Annotated in this window: 16 protein-coding genes and 1 pseudogene; 6 read left to right on the forward strand and 11 right to left on the reverse strand. The window is 68.5% G+C overall.

Annotation, left to right across the window (positions count from 1 at the left end):
* Position 1 precedes the first annotated feature (1 nt).
* Positions 2 to 891 (reverse strand): annotated as a pseudogene (locus BN3385_RS27935) (NUDIX hydrolase).
* A 71-nt stretch (positions 892 to 962) separates the two neighbouring features.
* Here BN3385_RS27935 and BN3385_RS01940 point away from each other — a divergent pair.
* Both BN3385_RS01940 and BN3385_RS01945 read left to right on the forward strand, forming a co-directional pair.
* Entirely contained in the window at positions 963 to 2,414 is a 1,452-nt protein-coding gene (locus BN3385_RS01940) for a CCA tRNA nucleotidyltransferase (RefSeq protein WP_059014566.1), read from the forward strand.
* A gap of 5 nt (positions 2,415 to 2,419) precedes the next feature.
* Entirely contained in the window at positions 2,420 to 2,917 is a 498-nt protein-coding gene (locus BN3385_RS01945) for a hypothetical protein (protein ID WP_059014568.1), read from the forward strand.
* Here the strand turns inward: BN3385_RS01945 and BN3385_RS01950 are convergent.
* Both BN3385_RS01950 and BN3385_RS01955 read right to left on the reverse strand, forming a co-directional pair.
* A complete protein-coding gene (locus BN3385_RS01950) occupies positions 2,914 to 3,690 on the reverse strand; it encodes a TIGR03084 family metal-binding protein (RefSeq protein WP_059014569.1) in 777 nt (258 codons plus the stop codon). The two genes, BN3385_RS01945 and BN3385_RS01950, sit on opposite strands and share 4 nt — an antisense overlap.
* Positions 3,691 to 3,700: 10 nt before the next feature.
* Positions 3,701 to 4,990: an MFS transporter gene (locus BN3385_RS01955; RefSeq protein WP_059014571.1), complete on the reverse strand. Its 1,290-nt coding sequence runs from the start codon at positions 4,988 to 4,990 to the stop codon at positions 3,701 to 3,703.
* 77 nt (positions 4,991 to 5,067) lie between these two features.
* On the opposite strand from BN3385_RS01955, the gene BN3385_RS01960 reads away from it, so the two are divergent.
* Positions 5,068 to 5,673 (forward strand): YqgE/AlgH family protein, encoded by a 606-nt coding sequence (locus BN3385_RS01960; protein ID WP_059014572.1) that lies wholly within the window; start codon positions 5,068 to 5,070, stop codon positions 5,671 to 5,673.
* Here BN3385_RS01960 and BN3385_RS01965 read toward each other — a convergent pair.
* Genes BN3385_RS01965 through BN3385_RS01980 form a run of 4 tightly spaced genes read right to left on the reverse strand, consistent with a single transcriptional unit; the run spans position 5,670 to position 8,134 of the window.
* Positions 5,670 to 6,644: a bile acid:sodium symporter family protein gene (locus tag BN3385_RS01965; protein ID WP_059014574.1), complete on the reverse strand. Its 975-nt coding sequence runs from the start codon at positions 6,642 to 6,644 to the stop codon at positions 5,670 to 5,672. The two genes, BN3385_RS01960 and BN3385_RS01965, sit on opposite strands and share 4 nt — an antisense overlap.
* Positions 6,645 to 6,651: 7 nt before the next feature.
* Entirely contained in the window at positions 6,652 to 6,990 is a 339-nt protein-coding gene (locus BN3385_RS01970; RefSeq protein WP_059014576.1) for a hypothetical protein, read from the reverse strand.
* Between the two features lie 23 nt (positions 6,991 to 7,013).
* Positions 7,014 to 7,199 (reverse strand): hypothetical protein, encoded by a 186-nt coding sequence (locus BN3385_RS01975; RefSeq protein WP_197415103.1) that lies wholly within the window; start codon positions 7,197 to 7,199, stop codon positions 7,014 to 7,016.
* Positions 7,196 to 8,134 (reverse strand): LpqN/LpqT family lipoprotein, encoded by a 939-nt coding sequence (locus BN3385_RS01980; protein WP_082690236.1) that lies wholly within the window; start codon positions 8,132 to 8,134, stop codon positions 7,196 to 7,198. Before BN3385_RS01980 ends, BN3385_RS01975 begins: the two co-directional genes overlap by 4 nt.
* 251 nt (positions 8,135 to 8,385) lie before the next feature.
* On the opposite strand from BN3385_RS01980, the gene leuS reads away from it, so the two are divergent.
* Both leuS and BN3385_RS01990 read left to right on the forward strand, forming a co-directional pair.
* Positions 8,386 to 11,250: a leucine--tRNA ligase gene (gene leuS, locus BN3385_RS01985; protein WP_059014580.1), complete on the forward strand. Its 2,865-nt coding sequence runs from the start codon at positions 8,386 to 8,388 to the stop codon at positions 11,248 to 11,250.
* Between the two features lie 95 nt (positions 11,251 to 11,345).
* Positions 11,346 to 12,206, forward strand: coding sequence for a PDDEXK-like endonuclease domain-containing protein (locus tag BN3385_RS01990; protein WP_059014582.1), 861 nt, complete (start codon positions 11,346 to 11,348; stop codon positions 12,204 to 12,206).
* 31 nt (positions 12,207 to 12,237) lie between these two features.
* On the opposite strand, the gene BN3385_RS01995 is transcribed toward BN3385_RS01990, so the two are convergent.
* Positions 12,238 to 12,903 carry an SDR family oxidoreductase gene (locus BN3385_RS01995; protein ID WP_059016279.1) on the reverse strand — a complete coding sequence of 222 codons (666 nt, stop codon included), beginning with the start codon at positions 12,901 to 12,903 and terminating at the stop codon, positions 12,238 to 12,240.
* A gap of 77 nt (positions 12,904 to 12,980) precedes the next feature.
* Here BN3385_RS01995 and ggh point away from each other — a divergent pair, with 77 nt between their 5' ends.
* The gene (gene ggh / locus BN3385_RS02000; protein WP_059014584.1) at positions 12,981 to 14,321 is read left to right on the forward strand and encodes a glucosylglycerate hydrolase; all 1,341 of its coding nucleotides are present in this window, start codon (positions 12,981 to 12,983) and stop codon (positions 14,319 to 14,321) included.
* Here the strand turns inward: ggh and BN3385_RS02005 are convergent.
* The 3 genes from BN3385_RS02005 to BN3385_RS02015 all read right to left on the reverse strand — a co-directional run bounded on the left by BN3385_RS02005 (position 14,318) and on the right by BN3385_RS02015 (position 17,291).
* Entirely contained in the window at positions 14,318 to 14,773 is a 456-nt protein-coding gene (locus tag BN3385_RS02005) for a MarR family winged helix-turn-helix transcriptional regulator (protein ID WP_059014586.1), read from the reverse strand. The genes ggh and BN3385_RS02005 overlap by 4 nt on opposite strands.
* Before the next feature lie 65 nt (positions 14,774 to 14,838).
* Positions 14,839 to 15,585, reverse strand: coding sequence for an amino acid ABC transporter ATP-binding protein (locus BN3385_RS02010; protein ID WP_059014588.1), 747 nt, complete (start codon positions 15,583 to 15,585; stop codon positions 14,839 to 14,841).
* Positions 15,585 to 17,291: an ABC transporter substrate-binding protein/permease gene (locus tag BN3385_RS02015; RefSeq protein WP_502688049.1), complete on the reverse strand. Its 1,707-nt coding sequence runs from the start codon at positions 17,289 to 17,291 to the stop codon at positions 15,585 to 15,587. Before BN3385_RS02015 ends, BN3385_RS02010 begins: the two co-directional genes overlap by 1 nt.
* Positions 17,292 to 17,349 lie beyond the last annotated feature (58 nt).

Here is a 17,349-nt window from a genome sequence, read left to right on the forward strand (position 1 = left end):
CTCACGTCCCCGGACCGCAGCCGTTCGTCCGCGGGCCGGACTGGCGCGGCCCGGCCTCGTCGGAACGACGGTTGCGGGTGTGCGAATGCGTCTGGGGGCGCCGCCGCGGCGCCATCCGGGGCAGCGGCGGCAGTGCGGCCGGCCCGTCGGACTGCAGGAGTTCGATCAGCTCACCGGCGACCTCGGCAAGCCGGCGTTCGTCGGCGTAGGCCAGCCGGCGCGGCAGTTCGTCGAGTGGCACCCAGGCGACCTCGGTCACCTCGACGTCCTCATCGCACAGTTCCCCACCGGAGAACCGCAACAGATAGTGGTGCACGGTCTTGTGCACGCGGCGGCCTTCGGTGACGAACCAGTAGTCGATACTGCCGAGCGCGGCCAGCACGTCGCCCTGGATCCCGGTCTCCTCGGCCACTTCGCGGATCGCGGTCTGCTCGGCGGTCTCACCCTGCTCGATGTGGCCCTTCGGCAGCGACCACAGCATCCGCCCGCGCCGGTCCATCCGCCCGATCAGCGCGGCGACCTGAGCTTCCCGCGGGCCGTCGATCCCGTCGATGACCAGCCCGCCCGCCGATGTCTCGTGCACGGTGCGCAGACGCACCGGGGCCCGTCGGTCGGGGCGTGGGCGGTTGGCTTTGCCGGGCCGGGGTTTTGCGACGTCAGCCTGGGTGGCGGGGGAGGGTTCGGTGCCGGGTTGCGGCGTCGGTCGGGGCGTGGGCGGTTGGCTTTGCCGGGCCGGGGTTTTGCGACGTCAGCCTGGGTGGCGGGGGAGGGTTCGGTGCCGGGTTGCGGCGCGCTGTTGTCGGCCGCGATGTGCTGTGGCGGACCGGCAGCGCGACGGCCGCGACGCCGACCTCGGCGCCGTCGTGGTTTGGCCTGTTCGCCGTCCGACACCCAAGCGATAGTAGCTGGCACGCGATGGCCGCCCCGCCCGCACTCGCCGGACACGATTAGGCTGACCCGACGTGTCCCACCCCTCCCAGGACGTCGAGCTCCTCGCCCGCGCCCTCGTCGCGCTCAACGAGCAGGGCGAGCTGCTGCGTGAGCTGGGTGCGCTGTTCAGCACCGCCGGACACGAGCTCTACCTTGTCGGCGGCAGCGTGCGCGACGCGATCCTGGGCCGGCTGACCAACGACCTGGACTTCACCACCAGCGCGCGGCCCGACGAGGTGCAGCGTCTGGTGCGGTCGTGGGCCGACGCGCTGTGGGACACCGGTATCGAGTTCGGCACCGTCGGTGTCGGCAAGTCCGGTCAGCGGCTGGAGATCACCACCTTCCGCGCCGACAGCTACGACCAGGTGTCCCGCAACCCGCAGGTGCGCTACGGCGACAGCCTGGAAGACGATCTGGTCCGCCGCGATTTCACCGTCAACGCGATGGCGGTCCGGATCACCGCGGACGGCCCCGGTGACTTCATCGACCCGCTCGGCGGATTGGGCGCGCTGAGCCGCCGTATTCTCGACACCCCCGCCGAGCCCGCCGTGTCCTTCGGTGACGACCCGCTGCGCATGCTGCGCGCCGCCCGGTTCGTCTCCCAACTGCAGTTCGACGTCGCCGACCGGGTCCGCGAGGCCATCGTGGACATGGCGCCCCAGCTGGGACGTATCACCGTCGAACGGGTGGCCGTCGAACTGGACAAGATGCTGCTGGGTGCCGACCCGCTGGCCGGGATCGATCTGATGGTGCAGACCGGGATGGGTGATGTGGTGCTGCCCGAGATCGGCGGCATGCAGATGGCCATCGACGAACACCACCAGCACAAGGACGTCTACCAGCATTCGCTGACCGTGCTGCGGCAGGCGATCGCACTCGAAGAGCCCGGCGAACCGGACCTGGTGCTGCGCTGGGCGGCGCTGCTGCACGACATCGGCAAGCCGGCCACCCGCAAGCACGAGTCGGACGGCGGGGTGAGCTTCCACCACCACGAGGTGGTCGGCGCCAAGATGGTCCGCAAGCGAATGCGGGCGCTGAAGTACTCCAAGCAGATGGTTGACGACGTGTCCCAGCTGGTCTACCTGCATCTGCGGTTCCACGGCTACGGCGACGGCAAGTGGACGGACTCGGCAGTGCGCCGCTACGTCGCCGACGCCGGCCCGCTGCTGCCCAAGCTGCACAAGCTGGTTCGCGCCGACTGCACCACCCGCAACAAGCGCCGGGCGGCCAGGCTGCAGGCCAACTACGACGACCTCGAGGAGCGGATCGCCGAGTTGGCGGCCAAGGAGGATCTGGCGAAGGTCCGGCCAGACCTGGATGGCAACGCGATCATGCAGCTGCTGGGCATCCCGGCGGGTCCGCAGGTCGGTGAGGCCTGGAACTTCCTCAAGGAGCTGCGGCTGGATCGCGGCCCGCTCAGCCCCGAGGAAGCCACCGCCGAACTGCTGGCGTGGTGGAACGCGAAGGACACGCCCACCGTCTAACCGGTGTGGAGTATTGCTTGGGTCCCGGAGACGGGACGGCGGCGATGTACAGCGGCGCGCCGGATCTCGACATCGACGGTGATGGTGAATTCGACGCTGTCCGAATAGATTTCGACGGCGACGGCCTCTTCGACGATGCGTTGGCCGATCTCGACGGAGACGATCTGGCCGATCACGCCGTCCTCGACCTCGACGATGACGGCACGCCGGAAAGCCAGTACACCGACGACGGGTCGGGCACCTGGACGGTGACGGCCACCGGCCCGCCCGGCCCGCTGCGGTGGTTCGGTCTCGACGGCGTCGACCACATCGGCGGCCCCGCCGATATCGACGGCGACGGGCAACCCGAGCGGCTACTCGACGTCGACCGGGACGGCCTGGCCGACCGGGCACTCGGCGGCGCCGGCACCGGGTGGGTGGACACCGACGGCGACGGCCGCTGGAACGTGGCGCTCATCGACGCCGACGCGGACGGTGCCGCCGATGACGCCAGCCCGCTCTAGCGGCCGCTTCCGGGCGGCCCGGCGAAGGCCTGCGCGATCGTCAGCCAGGTCTGTGCATCGGCCCCGTGCGCCGTGACGTCGAGCTCGCCGCGCGGCCGCCGCTGGGTCACCAGCAGGCAGAAATCCAGGGCCGAGCCGGTCACCCGCTGGGCGGCGTCCGCGGGTCCCCACTCCCACAGCTGGCCACCGGGGGCGGTCAGCTCCACCCGGAACGGTTCGGTCGGCGGGGTCAATCCGTGCACGGTGAAGGCGAAGTCCCGGGTGCGCACCCCGAGGTGGGCGATCGACTTCAGCCGCGGTGTCGCGACCACCTCGACGCCGAGCGCGTCGGCCACGTCCAGACCATGGGCCCACGTCTCCATGAGCCGTGCCGTGGCCATCGACGGCGCACTCATCGGCGGCCCGAACCACCTCAGCTTGCGGCCGTCGGGCACATCGCGCAGTTCCTCGTGCAGCCGCGGCCTGGTCTCGCGCCAGCGTGCCAGCAGCTCGTCGGGTGCGGTGGCCGCGGTGAGTTCCTCGGTGGCCTTGTCGACGAACCCGAGCGGGTCCTTGTTCGCGGCGGCCAGCATCTCAGCGAAACCCGCCTCGTCGGTGATCGACGTCAGCGCCGCGATGTCGGTCCACCACAGGTGCGCGATCTGGTGGGCGATCGTCCATCCGGCGGCCGGGGTGGGCTGCGCCCATTCGACGGCGGGCAGCGGTGCGACCAGCGCGTCGAGCGCGTCGCTCTCGGCACGGAGATCGTCGATGATCGGACCCGCATCGGCCATGGGCGTCAGCCTAGAGCGTGGCGGTTCCGCGTCGGCCGATGGCCGCGTGCGCAGCGAGGCCGACCAGATAGATCAGCGAGCCGACCAGCGCCAGCAGCGGTGCGTGCCCGTCGGCCGGGATCACCGCCGCCGATACCGTCGTGGCGAGGATGAACGACACCCAGAACAGCGAATCCTGCACGGCGAACACATGCCCGCGCAGGGCGTCGTCGACGTCGATCTGCATCGCGGTGTCGGCGCAGAGCTTGACCACCTGACCGGCCAGGCCGAGGAAGAAACCGCACACCACCATGACCACCAATTCCAGGGTGGCCCCGGCCAGTTGGATGACGGACGCACTGAGCAGGGCGGCGTTGGCCGTCGCGTAGCGGCCCCAGCGTCGCACCGCCGAGGGGGTCAGCACGTTGGCGAGGAAGGAGCCGAGCCCGGTGGCGGCGACGAAGATGACGGCGGTGCCCAGTCCCAGGCCGGTGACGGCGGGGGTGTCGCTGTGCCGGACGATCACCAGCACCAGCAGTGAGTTGATGCCGAACACCATGCGGTGGCTGGCCAGTCCGGACAGGGTGGCCGCCACGGTCGGGGTGCTCAGCACGGTGCGCGCCCCGTAGATCCAGCCGGTGGCCACGGCGTAGAACGCCGAACCGTGCACGGCCCGCTCGGTCTCGTCGGGGCCCAGCTCGTGCGAAGGGAACCGCAGCGACAGCATCAGGGCCACCGCGACGGGGATGGCGACCAGGAAGATGATCGTCGCCGCGCCGGTATCGCCGGCACCGAAGATCCAGCGCGGCACCAGCATGAAGTTGGCGCCGAGGAAAGTCGCTGTGGCGCCGGTGGCGGTGGCCACCGAGTTCATCGTCACCACCTGATCGCGGGGGACGACGTGGGGCAGTGCTGCGGACAGTCCGGAGGTCACGAACCGGCTGAAGCCGTTGACGATCAGCGCCCCGCACAGCACGACCAGGTCGGTGGCACCGGCGGCCAGCACCACACCGACGGCGATCACCAGCAGCAGCCGGCCGGCGTTCGCGCCGACCAGTACCGCGCGGCGATCCCAGCGGTCCAGCAGGGCTCCCGCGAACGGGCCGACGATCGAATACGGCAGGAACAGCACGGCGAACGCCCCCGCCACCGCCCACGGGTCAGCGGCGCGTTCCGGGTTGAACAGCAGTCCGCCGGCCAGCCCGGCCTGAAAGAGACCGTCGGCGAACTGGCTTGCCGTGCGGAGCTCGAGCAGGCGCCAGAACTCGGGCATGCCGCGCACCGCACGCCACAGCGAGCCGGGTGCACGGGCGTCGACCATCCGTCCAACAGTACAAATCTCTGTCAGGGCTCTGCCTGTTCACCACCTCGACAGCATGGTGATGCCATGATGGTGGGGTGGCACAGCCGGAGGATCCCGAGGACTTCGTCGCGCCCGCAGCCAACCGTGTGCGGGCGGGAACTCTGCTGTTGGCCAACACCGATCTGATGGAGCCGACGTTCCGGCGCAGTGTCATCTACGTCGTCGAGCACAACGACGGCGGCACCCTCGGGGTGGTGCTCAACCGGCCCAGCGAGACCGCGGTCTACAACGTCCTGCCGCAGTGGGCCAAGCTGGCCACCAAACCCAAGACGATGTTCATCGGCGGCCCGGTGAAACGCGATGCCGCGCTGTGCCTGGGCACCCTGCGCGTCGGCACCGATCCGCAGGGCATGCCCGGTCTGCGCCATATCGCCGGCCGGATGGTGATGGTGGATCTCGATGCCGACCCCGAGCTGATCGAGCCCGCTGTGGAAGGCGTGCGCATCTTCGCCGGCTACTCCGGCTGGACCATCGGCCAGCTCGAGGGCGAGATCGAACGCGACGACTGGATCGTGTTGTCCGCCTTGCCTTCTGATGTTCTCGTCGAACCGAAGGTCGATCTGTGGGGCCGGGTGCTGCGCCGTCAGCCGCTGCCGCTGTCGCTGCTGGCGACCCACCCCATCGACGTGAGCCGCAACTAGTCCGGCGCACTGCGCGCCAGCCTGCTGGCGATCACCGCGCAGACGAAGAGCTGGATCTGGTGAAACAGCATGAGCGGCAACATGATCAGGCCCACGCTGGACGCCGGGAACAGGACCAGGGCCATCGGCAGGCCGGAGGCCAGGCTCTTCTTGGACCCGCAGAACATCAATACGATCGCGTCGCCGCGGTCCAGTCGGGCCAGCTTTCCGGTGAGCACCGTGATGCCCAGCACCACCGCCAGCAACACGGCGCTGAGCACGGCGACGGCCACCACCCGCCAGGGCTGCACACTGCTCCAGATGTGCTCGGTCATCCCCACCGAGAACGCGGCGTAGACGATCAGCAGGATCGAGCCGCGGTCCACCGCACTGGTCAGCGCGGAGTGCCGGGTCACCCAGGGCGCCAGCCACGGCCGCAGCAGCTGCCCGACGGCGAACGGCAGCAACAGCTGCAGCACGATGTCCCCGATCGCCGAGCCGTCGACGTGCGGCGCCCCGCTCAACGGCATCAGCGCGACCACCAGCAGCGGCGTCAGGACCACCCCGAGGATGTTCGACAGCGACGCACTGACGATCGCGGCCGAGACGTGACCGCGGGCGATCGAGGTGAACGCGATCGAGGACTGCACGGTCGAAGGCACCAGGCACAGGAACAGCAGGCCCGTGTAGAGGTCGGTGGTCAGCACCGTGGGCACCAAGACTTTGGCCGCCAGGCCGAGCAGCGGGAACACCACGAAGGTGGTGGCCAACACCAGCAGGTGCAACTTCCACTGCCGGATGCCGTGCCAGGCCTGCTGGGGTGACAGCCGCGCGCCGTACAGCACGAACAGCAGTGCGATCGCGGCCTTGGTCGCCACGGACAGCACATCGGCTGCCGTTCCGCGGGCGGGCAGTACGGTCGCCAGTGCGACGACGGCGACCAGCAGCACAAGGAACGTGTCGACGGGTATCCGCGACAGCGCGCCCCGCATCAATGGATTACTGGCAGGTCCGCACGCAGCTGGTGCAGCTGCCCGCGCATCCCGTCGCGGTGGCTTCCCGGCGGGCGGCGTAGCGGGCACCCTGCCACGAGCCGGCGCCGACGGTCCCGAGAGCACCCAGGACGCAGACGACCAGGACGACCAGCCCGGTGGTGGTGGGTGCGGCCAGCGCCGTGATGCCACCGGCGGCCAGCATCAGCGCGGCCGCCAGCTGCGTCGGAGCCACCGCTCGCATCACCTCGGAGGTGAGGTCAGTGGCCGGACGGTTCATCGTCCACAGGCCCGAACCACCGACCAGAACGGCCAGGATCAGGCACACCACGCCGGCAATCAGCATGGAGCCACTGTACGAGGCGGGGGTCAGCGCTGCTGCGTCGGATCCGCCGGAACGGTGACAGTGGCAGTCACGGTCGCGGTGGCCGCGGTGTTGGTCAACGGGGCCGCCGCCGGCGCGGTGCTCGGCGCCGCGACCGCCGATGCGGCGGCCGCAGGATCGGCTGCGGCAGGTGCCGCCGGGGTGGCCGGCGTCGCGGTCGGGGAGGTCACCCGGAAGCCGGTGACGATCGCGTCGGGGGCGTCCGCGGGGGCCACGACCTGGCTGGCCGGGGGCGTGCGGTGCTCGGCGCCGCGACCGCCGATGCGGCGGCCGCAGGATCGGCTGCGGCAGGTGCCGCCGGGGTGGCCGGCGTCGCGGTCGGGGAGGTCACCCGGAAGCCGTTGACGATCGCGTCGGTGGCGTCCGCGGTGGCCACGACCTGGCTGGCCGAGGTCGTCACGTACAGCGAGACCAGGTAGCGGTCGGCGCCGGACTGCGCGATCAGGTTGCGCCGGGAGGTGTTCAGCGTCAGGTCGTTCTCGCGGTAGGTGCCCTCGATGATCGAGGACGGGAAACCGCCGAAATCGGCCAGCGACGCGTCGGTCGACTGCCAGGCGAACAGCTGCTGGCTGTCTACGTAGCCGTGGGTGATCGCCTCTTTCGGATCGAACTCGCCGACGAGCTTGTAGACCTTGAGCTGGGCGTTGGAGGTGTAGAGCCCGTCGCCGCCGACGCGGTCGGCCAGGACGGTGAACGCGTCGGGAACGTTCGGGTCGGGCACCACGCTCCAGCCGCGCGGCATCGGCAGCACGATGTTGAGTGCGGTGAAGCCGCTGGCCTTCTGCGGCTCCATCACCACGCCCTTCTCCTTGAAGAAGTCGGCGAGGGTGCCGGAGGTGGCCGGTACGAGGGTCTCCGGCGCGGCGACCGCGGCAGGGGCGGCAACGGTGGTGGGTACTTCGAGCGGTGCCGCCGTGGCGGGCGTAGGTACCACCGATGCGGCCTGCGGGGCGACGGTGACGGTTTGGGTGACGGTGGCGGGTGCCGGCTGGACGGGGAGGACCGGTTCGGCCGAGGCGTTAGCGCCGGCAAACCCGAGCACGGCTGCCGTCCCGGCTGCCACACCACCTACAAGTACCCGCCAATTACGGGCGTTCGTGATCATCGCAGATGTCCTTTTCGACAGTGTTGGGCCTGTTCAAACCCCTTGTCAGAGGGCCGACTGTATCCGCAGGCGAAGACCGGAGGGTAGGGCCGGAACACAGCTGGAACCAACCTCTGACCGCTCTGCAACGCAACCGATATCAAGCTGTTGCGGGGCCGGGGGCAACCGTCACACTCGGGCACGTGTGGGAGCCAGGTCACAGCCGCTTGCCGGGTCGGCAGGGCCGATCAGCGTCCTTATACCCTGTCTGCGTGACCGAATCGCCGACCGCGGAGACCGCTGACGCCGACACCGATGTGCCGCGGCACCGCTACACGGCCGAGCTCGCGGGGCGGATCGAGGCGACCTGGCAGGACAACTGGCAGAACTGGGGCACCTTCAACGTGCCCAACCCGGTCGGCTCGCTGGCCCCTGCGGACGGCTCGTCCGTGCCCGAGGACAAGATGTTCGTGCAGGACATGTTCCCCTACCCCTCGGGTGAGGGTCTGCACGTCGGCCATCCGCTCGGCTACATCGCCACCGACGTCTACGCCCGCTACTTCCGGATGACGGGCCGCAATGTGCTGCATGCATTGGGCTTCGACGCCTTCGGCCTGCCTGCCGAGCAGTACGCGGTGCAGACCGGTACCCATCCCCGGGTCCGGACCGAAGCCAATATCGTCAACTTCCGCCGTCAGCTGGGCCGGCTGGGCCTGGGCCACGATCAGCGGCGCAGCTTCTCGACCACCGACGTCGACTTCTACAAGTGGACGCAGTGGATTTTCCTGCAGATCTACAACGCATGGTTCGACACCGCGCAGAACAAGGCCCGGCCGATCGCCGAGTTGATCGCCGAGTTCGAGAGCGGGACAAGAACTCGCGATGACGGCCGGGCCTGGTCGTCGTTGTCGGCGGGGGAGCGTGCCGACGTCGTCGACGGCTACCGGCTGGTGTACCGGGCTGATTCGCTGGTGAACTGGTGCCCCGGTCTGGGCACCGTGCTGGCCAACGAGGAGGTCACCTCCGAGGGCCGCAGCGAGCGCGGCAACTTCCCGGTGTTCCGTAAGCGGTTGCGGCAGTGGATGATGCGGATCACCGCCTACTCCGATCGGCTGCTCGACGACCTCGACGTGCTGGATTGGCCGGAGAAGGTCAAGACCATGCAGCGCAACTGGATTGGCCGGTCCACTGGCGCCTCGGTGTTGTTCGGTGCCGACGGCACCGATATCGAGGTGTTCACCACCCGCCCCGACACTCTTTTCGGTGCGACGTATCTGGTGCTCGCCCCCGAGCACGAACTGGTCGACGGCCTGCTCGCCGCGCAGTGGCCCGACGGCGTGAATCCGCGGTGGACTGCGGGCGCGGAAACGCCCGCTGAGGCGGTGGCCGCCTACCGGCGCGCGATTGCCGCGAAGTCGGATCTGGAGCGCCAGGAGAACAAGACCAAGACCGGTGTGTTCCTGGGTGCTTATGCGACCAATCCGGTCAATGGACAACAGGTTCCGATCTTCATCGCCGACTACGTCCTGGTGGGCTATGGCACCGGAGCGATCATGGCGGTACCCGGTCACGATCCGCGGGACTGGGATTTCGCCTCCGAGTTCGGGCTGCCCATCCTGGAGGTCATCTCCGGTGGCGACGTGGCCGAGGCCGCCTACGTCGGTGACGGTGCGCTGGTCAATTCGCAGTACCTGGACGGGTTGAACGTCGAGGACGCCAAGAAGGCGGTCACCGAGCGCCTCGAGGCGGACGGTCGCGGCAGGGCCCGCATCGAATACAAGCTGCGCGACTGGCTGTTCGCCCGACAGCGCTACTGGGGTGAGCCGTTCCCGATCGTCTACGACGCCGACGGCCGGGCACATCCGTTACCCGATTCGGCGCTGCCGGTGGAACTTCCGGATATCGCCGACTACTCCCCGGTGCTGTTCGATCCCGACAACGCCGACAGCGAGCCGTCGCCGCCGCTGAACAAGGCCACCGACTGGGTGCACGTCGACCTCGACCTCGGCGACGGCCTGCAGCCCTACACCCGCGACACCAACGTCATGCCGCAGTGGGCTGGCAGTTCCTGGTACGAGCTGCGCTACGCCGACCCGCACAACGCAGAAGAGTTCTGCGCCAAGGAGAACGAAGCGTATTGGATGGGGCCGCGGCCGGCTGAGCACGGACCGTCCGACCCGGGTGGCGTCGATCTGTATGTGGGTGGTGTCGAGCACGCGGTGCTGCACCTGCTCTACTCGCGGTTCTGGCACAAGGTGCTGCACGACCTCGGACATGTCACCTCGCGGGAGCCCTACCGCCGCTTGGTGAACCAGGGCTACATCCAGGCGTTCGCCTACACCGACGCGCGCGGGGCCTACGTTCCGGCCGCCGACGTGGTGGAGCGCGACGGGAAGTTCTTCCTGCCCGGCTCTGACGGCGAAATTGAGGTGTTCCAGGAGTTCGGCAAGATCGGCAAGAGCCTGAAGAACTCGATCTCACCTGACGAGATCTGCGACAGCTACGGCGCCGACACCCTGCGGGTGTACGAGATGTCGATGGGTCCGCTGGAGGCCTCGCGCCCCTGGGCCACCAAGGACGTTGTCGGCGCGCACCGGTTCCTTCAGCGGGTCTGGCGCCTGGTCGTCGACGAAACCACCGGCGCTGAACGGGTTTCCGAGCACGAGTCGCTCGACGAGGGCACCCTGCGTTTGCTGCACCGCACCATTGCGGGGGTCTCCGACGACTATGCGGGCCTGCGGAACAACACCGCCGCCGCCAAGCTGATCGAGTACACCAACCACCTCACCAAGGAGGGCATCACCGCCCGCGCGGCGCTCGAACCGCTGGTGTTGATGGTGGCGCCGCTGGCGCCGCACCTGGCCGAGGAACTGTGGCGTCGACTGGGCCATGACACGTCGCTGGCGCACGGCCCGTTCCCCGTCGCCGACGAGACCTACCTGGTGACCGACACCGTCGAGTACCCGGTTCAGGTCAACGGCAAGGTGCGGGGCCGCATCACGGTGGCCGCCGATGCCGACAAGGCCAGTCTGGAGGCCGCGGCGCTGGCCGACGAGAAGGTGCAGGCGTTCCTGGCCGGTGCCACGCCCAAGAAGGTCATCGTGGTGCCCGGCCGACTGGTCAACCTCGTTCTCTAGGGATTTCGGCGCGCTTATCGTCGCTCAGCGACGCCAAGCGCGCCGAAATCGCGAGGGATGGAACCCGACTGCTGTGCGGCACGTCCTTCTTTGGTGTGTTGAATGAACTGCTTCGGCAACAAGATGGCGTCATCACGCTCCTGCAGGCCAACGGTGTCGGGCTCAGCAACTCAGCGATTCAACGGCGCGTGCGCGCGGGCGACTGGCGCCGCTACGCCCGCGGCGTCTACTTCGTCGATGATCGTGAGTTCAGCGACGCAGCCAGAATCCGGGCTGCAGTGTGGGCGCACGGTGAGCACGCAGCGGCAAGCGGACTGGCCGCCGCCTGGTGGCATCGTCTGACGATGTTTCCTCCCGACATCGTCGAGGTGACCGTCCCGAGGAACAGTCATGGCCGGAGTCACGAAGGGGCCCGAGTACGACGACGAAACCTTGGCACCGCAGACGTCACAGTCGTCCGGGGCCTGAACGTGACGGAACTCGCCCTCACAGTGGTGGAGGCATCGGTGCGGCGCCGCGGCGGCGTCAAGCTCATGGATCGGGCGCTTCAGCAACGCCTGGACCTGAGAGCTCTATGGCGCGCGCATCTTCGCAATGCTGGCCGCTACGGAGCGCCAGCCGCTCGTCGACTTCTTCAAGGTGCCGCCGACGGCGCCCGATCGGAAGCTGAGCGCATACTCGTTGCCCTATTGCGGCAGTCTGGGCTCACCGGATGGCGGACCAACCACCCGGTGGCTGGCTACAAGGTCGATGCCGCGTTTCCCGCACGCAAGATCGCTATCGAGATCGACGGCTTCGCCTTCCACACCGATGAGGAGGTCTTCCAGAGTGATCGGCGGCGGCAGAACGACATTGCGCTCGCCGGCTGGCAGATCTTGAGGTTTACCTGGCTGGACCTGACTGAGTACCCCGAGCGCGTCATCGCAGTCATCCGGGCCGCGATTTCGGCGCGCTAATCGTCGCTGAGCGACGTCAACCGCGCCGAAATCACCGGGGGCGGACGACGACCTGATGGGTGTGGGCGTCCGGCGGAGTGGCGATCACCTCGGCGACGATGCGCGCGACGGTCTCCGGTTTCAGAAAGCGCGCCGGGTCGTACTCGCCACCTTCGTAAGCGACCAGATCCTGCTGCATCTCGGTGTCGACGCGGCCCGGGTGCACGCTGGTGACGCGCAGACTGGGTTCGTCGGCGCGCAACGTATCGGCGAACGCGCGCTGTGCGAACTTGCTTGCCGAGTACGCTGCCAGACCCGGCGAGACGTTCAGACCCGCACCGGAGTTGATGAACACGACCTGACCGCGCGCCGCCCGCAGCGCAGGCAGCAGCGCCAGGGTCAGTGCGACCGGTCCGGTCACGTTGATCTCGAAACACGCCCGCCACTGTTCGGGGATCGACTCGTCGAACCGGCCCGGGTAGGCCACCCCGGCGTTGTGGACCAGCACGTCCAGCTCGGCCAGCGGCTCGGCCGCCGCCTCAATCGATTCCGCATCGGCCAGATCAAGCGGCCAGGTGGTGGCCCCCAGCCGCGCGGCGAGAGCGTCGAGCCGGGCCGAGGGCCGACCGGCCAAAAGGAGGGTGTGGGTGGGGGCCAGCGCCTCGGCGATCGCGGATCCGATACCGCCACCGGCCCCGGTGATCAACGCGGTCCTGATCCCCGGATCACCCTCGCTCGGCATACTCGTCACCCTACCGACCTGCGATTCACAGCGGCACGTCGCAGAATGAACGCGTGGCATTCGACCCGAGCTTCGGTCCGACGCAGCTGGCCGCCCGAGCGGCATACTTGCTGCGCGGTAATGACTTGGGGGTGATGACCTCCGCCGCCCCCCAGCTCTACCCGCACATGTGGAGTTGGGACGCGGCCTTCGTGGCGGTCGGTTTGGCCCCGCTCAGCGTCGAACGCGCCGTCGTGGAACTCGACACCCTATTGTCCGCGCAGTGGACCAACGGGATGATCCCGCACATCGTGTTCGCCCACGGGGTCGACGGGTACTTCCCGGGGCCGGCCCGCTGGGCCTGTTCGGCGCTGGCCGCCCACGCCCCCCGCAGCCGCCACACCTCGGGTATCACGCAGCCGCCCGTGCACGCGATCGCAGTGCAGCGCATCCTCGACCGCGCCCGGATGCGGGGACGCTCCACCCGCGCCGTCGCCGAGGCGTTCCTGGACCGGCGGTGGGCGGATCTGGTCCGCTGGCATCGCTGGCTGGCGGAGGCTCGCGACCACAACGAGCGCGGCCGCATCACGCTCTACCACGGCTGGGAGTCCGGGATGGACAACTCGCCGCGGTGGGATTCGGCCTACGCCAACGTGATTCCGGGAAACGTGCCGGAGTATCAGCGCGAGGACAACCACATCGTCACCGACCCCAGCCAGCGGCCCTCGGACCGAGAGTACGACCGCTACCTGTGGCTGCTCGAGGAGATGAAATCCGCCCGCTACGACGACGAACTATTGCCGAAGGTGATGAGCTTCGCCGTCGAGGACGTGTTCGTCTCGGCGATCTTCGCGCTGGCCTGCGACGTGCTGGCCAACATCGGCGAGGAGTACAAGCGGCCGCTGGCCGACGTCCGCGAGCTGTACTCGTGGGCCGATCGATTCCGCACCGGCGTTGTCGCCACCACCGACGAACGTACCGGTGCGGCAAAGGATTTCGATGTACGCGCCGACAAGTGGATTGCCACCGAAACGGCGGCGCAGTTCGCCCCGCTGCTGTGCGGGGGCTTGCCGCACGACCAGGAGCGGGCATTGCTGCGGATCCTGGAAGGCCCCCGGTTCTGCGGGCATCCCGACCTCAAGTACGCGGTGATCCCGTCAACGTCGCCGGTGTCCAAGGACTTTCGGCCGCGCGAGTACTGGCGTGGCCCGGTGTGGCCGGTCCTGACATGGTTGTTCTCGTGGGCGTTCGCCCGCCGCGGTTGGTCCGAGCGGTCATTGATTCTGCGCCGAGAAGGCTTGCGGCAGGCCAGCGACGGCACCTTCGCCGAGTATTACGAGCCGTTCACCGGTGAACCGCTGGGCAGCATGCAGCAGTCGTGGACCGCGGCCGCCGTCCTGGACTGGCTGGGCTAGGACTCCGACTGGTCGGCGATCCGTTCCAGGGGGGCCAGTGCCCTGGCCAGGGTGTCGCGTTCCTCGTCGCTGAGCTTGGCCAGTAGCGAGGCCAGGTGCGCGCGGCGCAGGGCGAGTGCATCGCGGTGCTGCACCAACCCTTCCGGGGTCACTTCGACCAGAACGGCCCGCAGATCCGAGGGGTCGCGGGACCGCTTGACCAAGCCGAGCTTCTCAAGCCGACGGATCGCCACCGTGGTGGTGGGGGTGCGCACCCGCTCGCGGGCGGCGAGCTCGGTCATCCGGATCGGACCGGTCTCCAGCAGAGTGAGCAGGATCGATAACTGGGCGAGGGTGAGGTCGCCGCCCGTCGGGGTTCGCGGATCGCCCCGGCGCAAGACCGAGAACAACTTGGAGAGAACGCGCTGCAACTCCCCGGACAGGTCGGTGACCTGCGGTTCGGTCTCAATCATAGTTCGCTAGTCTAACCTGTCTGTGCTTGTCAACCGTTCGGTAATCGCGTTTTCTCCGACGGTGGTTACAGAACTTGGGACAGGAACCGTTGCAGCCGGTCGGTGGTGGCGGCGGTGAAGATCTGATCGGGTGGCCCGGACTCGACGACCTTGCCGTGGTCCATGAACACCACCGAGTCGGCGGTGGACCGGGCGAACCCCATCTCATGGGTGACCACGACCATCGTCATCCCGTCGGCGCCGAGTTCGGCGATCAGTGCCAGGATCCCCTTGACGAGTTCCGGATCCAGCGCCGAGGTGGCTTCGTCGAAGAACATCACCTGCGGGGCCATCGCCAGCGCCCGGGCGATCGCCACCCGCTGCTGCTGGCCACCGGACAACGTCGCGGGCCGCACCTCGGCCTTGTGCTTGAGTCCCACCCGATCGAGTTGGGCCAGCGCCAGTTCCCGCGCCTCGTCGGCGGACAGCTTCTTGAGCTTGCGCGGGCCCAGTGCCACGTTGTCCACCACCGAGCGGTGCGGGAACAGATTGAAATGCTGGAACACCATGCCGATCCGCTGCCGCAGCTTGTCCGGATCGTCGCGCAGCACCGAGCGCCCGTCGAGCAGGATGTCGCCCTTGTCCGGTTCGTAGAGCCGGTTCAGCGTGCGCAACAGGGTGGACTTGCCCGACCCGGACGGGCCGATAATGGCCGCCGTCGTCCCGGCGGGTACCTCGACGTCGACACCGCGCAGGACGGCGTTGTTGCCGAACGCGAGGTGAATATCGTTGGCGGTCAACGAGACCGGCTCCGGACGCTGATGTTCGGCCATCACACGACCTCCTGACTCGTGAGTGCGGGATCCAGGGGGTCTTCCTCCGCCGGTGGTCGGCCGCGACGAAGCCGGGCGTCGATGTAGTTCACCAGGTGGGTCAGCGGAATCGTCAGCAGCAGATAGAACAGACCCGCCGCCACCAACGGCGAGAGATTGCCGGTCTGGGCGTTGAGGTCGCGGCCCACCTGGAACAGCTCGCGCTGACTGGCCACCAGGCCGAGGAAGTACACCAGCGAGGAGGCTTTCAGCAGCGAGATGAACTGGTTCACCAGAGCGGGCAGCACTCGGCGTATGCCTTGTGGCACCACGACCAGTCGCATGGATGACGAGTAGCTGAAGCCCAGTGCGCGTGAGGCTTCCAGCTGACCGGGTTCCACGCTCTGAATGCCGGAGCGGAAGATCTCGCCGATGTAGGCCGCCGCCATCAGCCCCAGCGCGGCGATACCCAGCGGATAGGGGTTGTTCCCGGTGAGCCCGCCGACCACTGGGCCGATGCCCAGTCCGATCAGCAGGATGATGACCACCTCGGGCAGTCCGCGGAAGATGTCGGTATAGATCCGGGCGGGTAGCCGCAGCCAGCGGGAGCGCGAAATCCCGGCCACCGCAAGCACCATGCCCAGTACCAGCCCGATGATGCTGGCGCTGATGGTCAGCAGCAGCGTGTTGGGCAGGCCGGTCTTGATGAGATCGGGGATCGCCTTCTTGTACAGCTCCCAGTCCAGGAAGGACTCCCGCAACTGGGTCAGCACCGATTTCGTGGCCACCGGGGTGGCGTCGGCCGGCTTCTGATTGGCTGCGGCGATGGCGGCGAAGTCGGGAAGTTGCGGCAGCGGAGCCGCTTTCGAGCCGGGCTTCCAGCCGGGCGGTAGCTCGCGGGGCACCCACTCGCTGTAGAGCCGCGACCACGTGCCGTCGGCGATCACGGCGTCCAGGCCGGCGTTGAGCGCGTCGATCAGCGGCTGGTTCTCCTTGGCGACGGCATAGGCGACGAAATTGTCCAAGCTGAAGGTGTTTTCGACGATCACGGCCGGATCGCCCAACTTGACCGTGCCCTGCGCCTGTTGTGAGGGCGCCACCCACGCGTCGATCTGGCGCGTCTTGAGGCTGGCGTAGACGGTGTTGTAGTCGGGGAACTTGACCGGCTGCAGCTTGAGCGTGTCGATCACGTAGGACTCCTGCACCGTGCCCTGCACCACGCCGATGCGCTGGCCCGGCCCCAGCTTGTCGAAGCCGGTGATGGGAGAACCCGCGGGGACGACGAGGGAGAAGTAGCCGAAGTCATAGCCGTTGGTGAAGCCGACGGTGCGGCGACGGGCGTCGGTGGTGGTGATCGATGACGAGCCGACGTCGAACCGGCGTGCGGCGACCTGGGCGAGCAGCCCGGAGAACTCGGTGCCGACGAAATTGATCTTCAGGCCGAGCTTGTCGGCGATCGCCCGCAGCAGTTCGTTGTCGAAACCGGTGAACTGGCCCTGGGAGTTGATGCAGATGCTGGGCGGTGCATCCGAGAGCGTGCCGACGGTCAGCGTTCCGGGCGTGATGAGCCGCAGCGCGTCGAGGTTGACCGAGCTCAGGGGTTCGGTGGTGGCCGTCGTGTACTTGTCCTCGCCGGGCCCCTGGGCGGCCGCAGCAAGATTGGTGGGCAGTGCGCTGGCCGACTTCTCACCAGGCGGGGCGCACTGGTCGGCGCTTGCCGGGGCCATCGGCGCCAGGCTGACGATCAGCAGCAGCGCGATCACGACGGCCAGCAGCCTGCGCCAG

This window comes from Mycobacterium sp. M26 (genome assembly GCF_001494595.1).
Taxonomy (GTDB): Bacteria; Actinomycetota; Actinomycetes; order Mycobacteriales; family Mycobacteriaceae; genus Mycobacterium.

Excerpts from the sequence above, each read along its gene's own strand:
- BN3385_RS01950 (WP_059014569.1), bottom strand. The coding sequence starts at position 3,690 with ATGGCCGATGCGGGTCCGATCATCGACGATCTCCGTGCCGAGAGCGAC.
- BN3385_RS01955 (WP_059014571.1), bottom strand. The coding sequence starts at position 4,990 with ATGGTCGACGCCCGTGCACCCGGCTCGCTGTGGCGTGCGGTGCGCGGC.
- BN3385_RS01965 (WP_059014574.1), bottom strand. The coding sequence starts at position 6,644 with ATGCGGGGCGCGCTGTCGCGGATACCCGTCGACACGTTCCTTGTGCTG.
- BN3385_RS01970 (WP_059014576.1), bottom strand. The coding sequence starts at position 6,990 with ATGCTGATTGCCGGCGTGGTGTGCCTGATCCTGGCCGTTCTGGTCGGT.
- BN3385_RS01980 (WP_082690236.1), bottom strand. The coding sequence starts at position 8,134 with ATGATCACGAACGCCCGTAATTGGCGGGTACTTGTAGGTGGTGTGGCA.
- BN3385_RS02005 (WP_059014586.1), bottom strand. The coding sequence starts at position 14,773 with ATGATTGAGACCGAACCGCAGGTCACCGACCTGTCCGGGGAGTTGCAG.
- BN3385_RS02010 (WP_059014588.1), bottom strand. The coding sequence starts at position 15,585 with ATGGCCGAACATCAGCGTCCGGAGCCGGTCTCGTTGACCGCCAACGAT.
- BN3385_RS02015 (WP_502688049.1), bottom strand. The coding sequence starts at position 17,291 with ATGGCCCCGGCAAGCGCCGACCAGTGCGCCCCGCCTGGTGAGAAGTCG.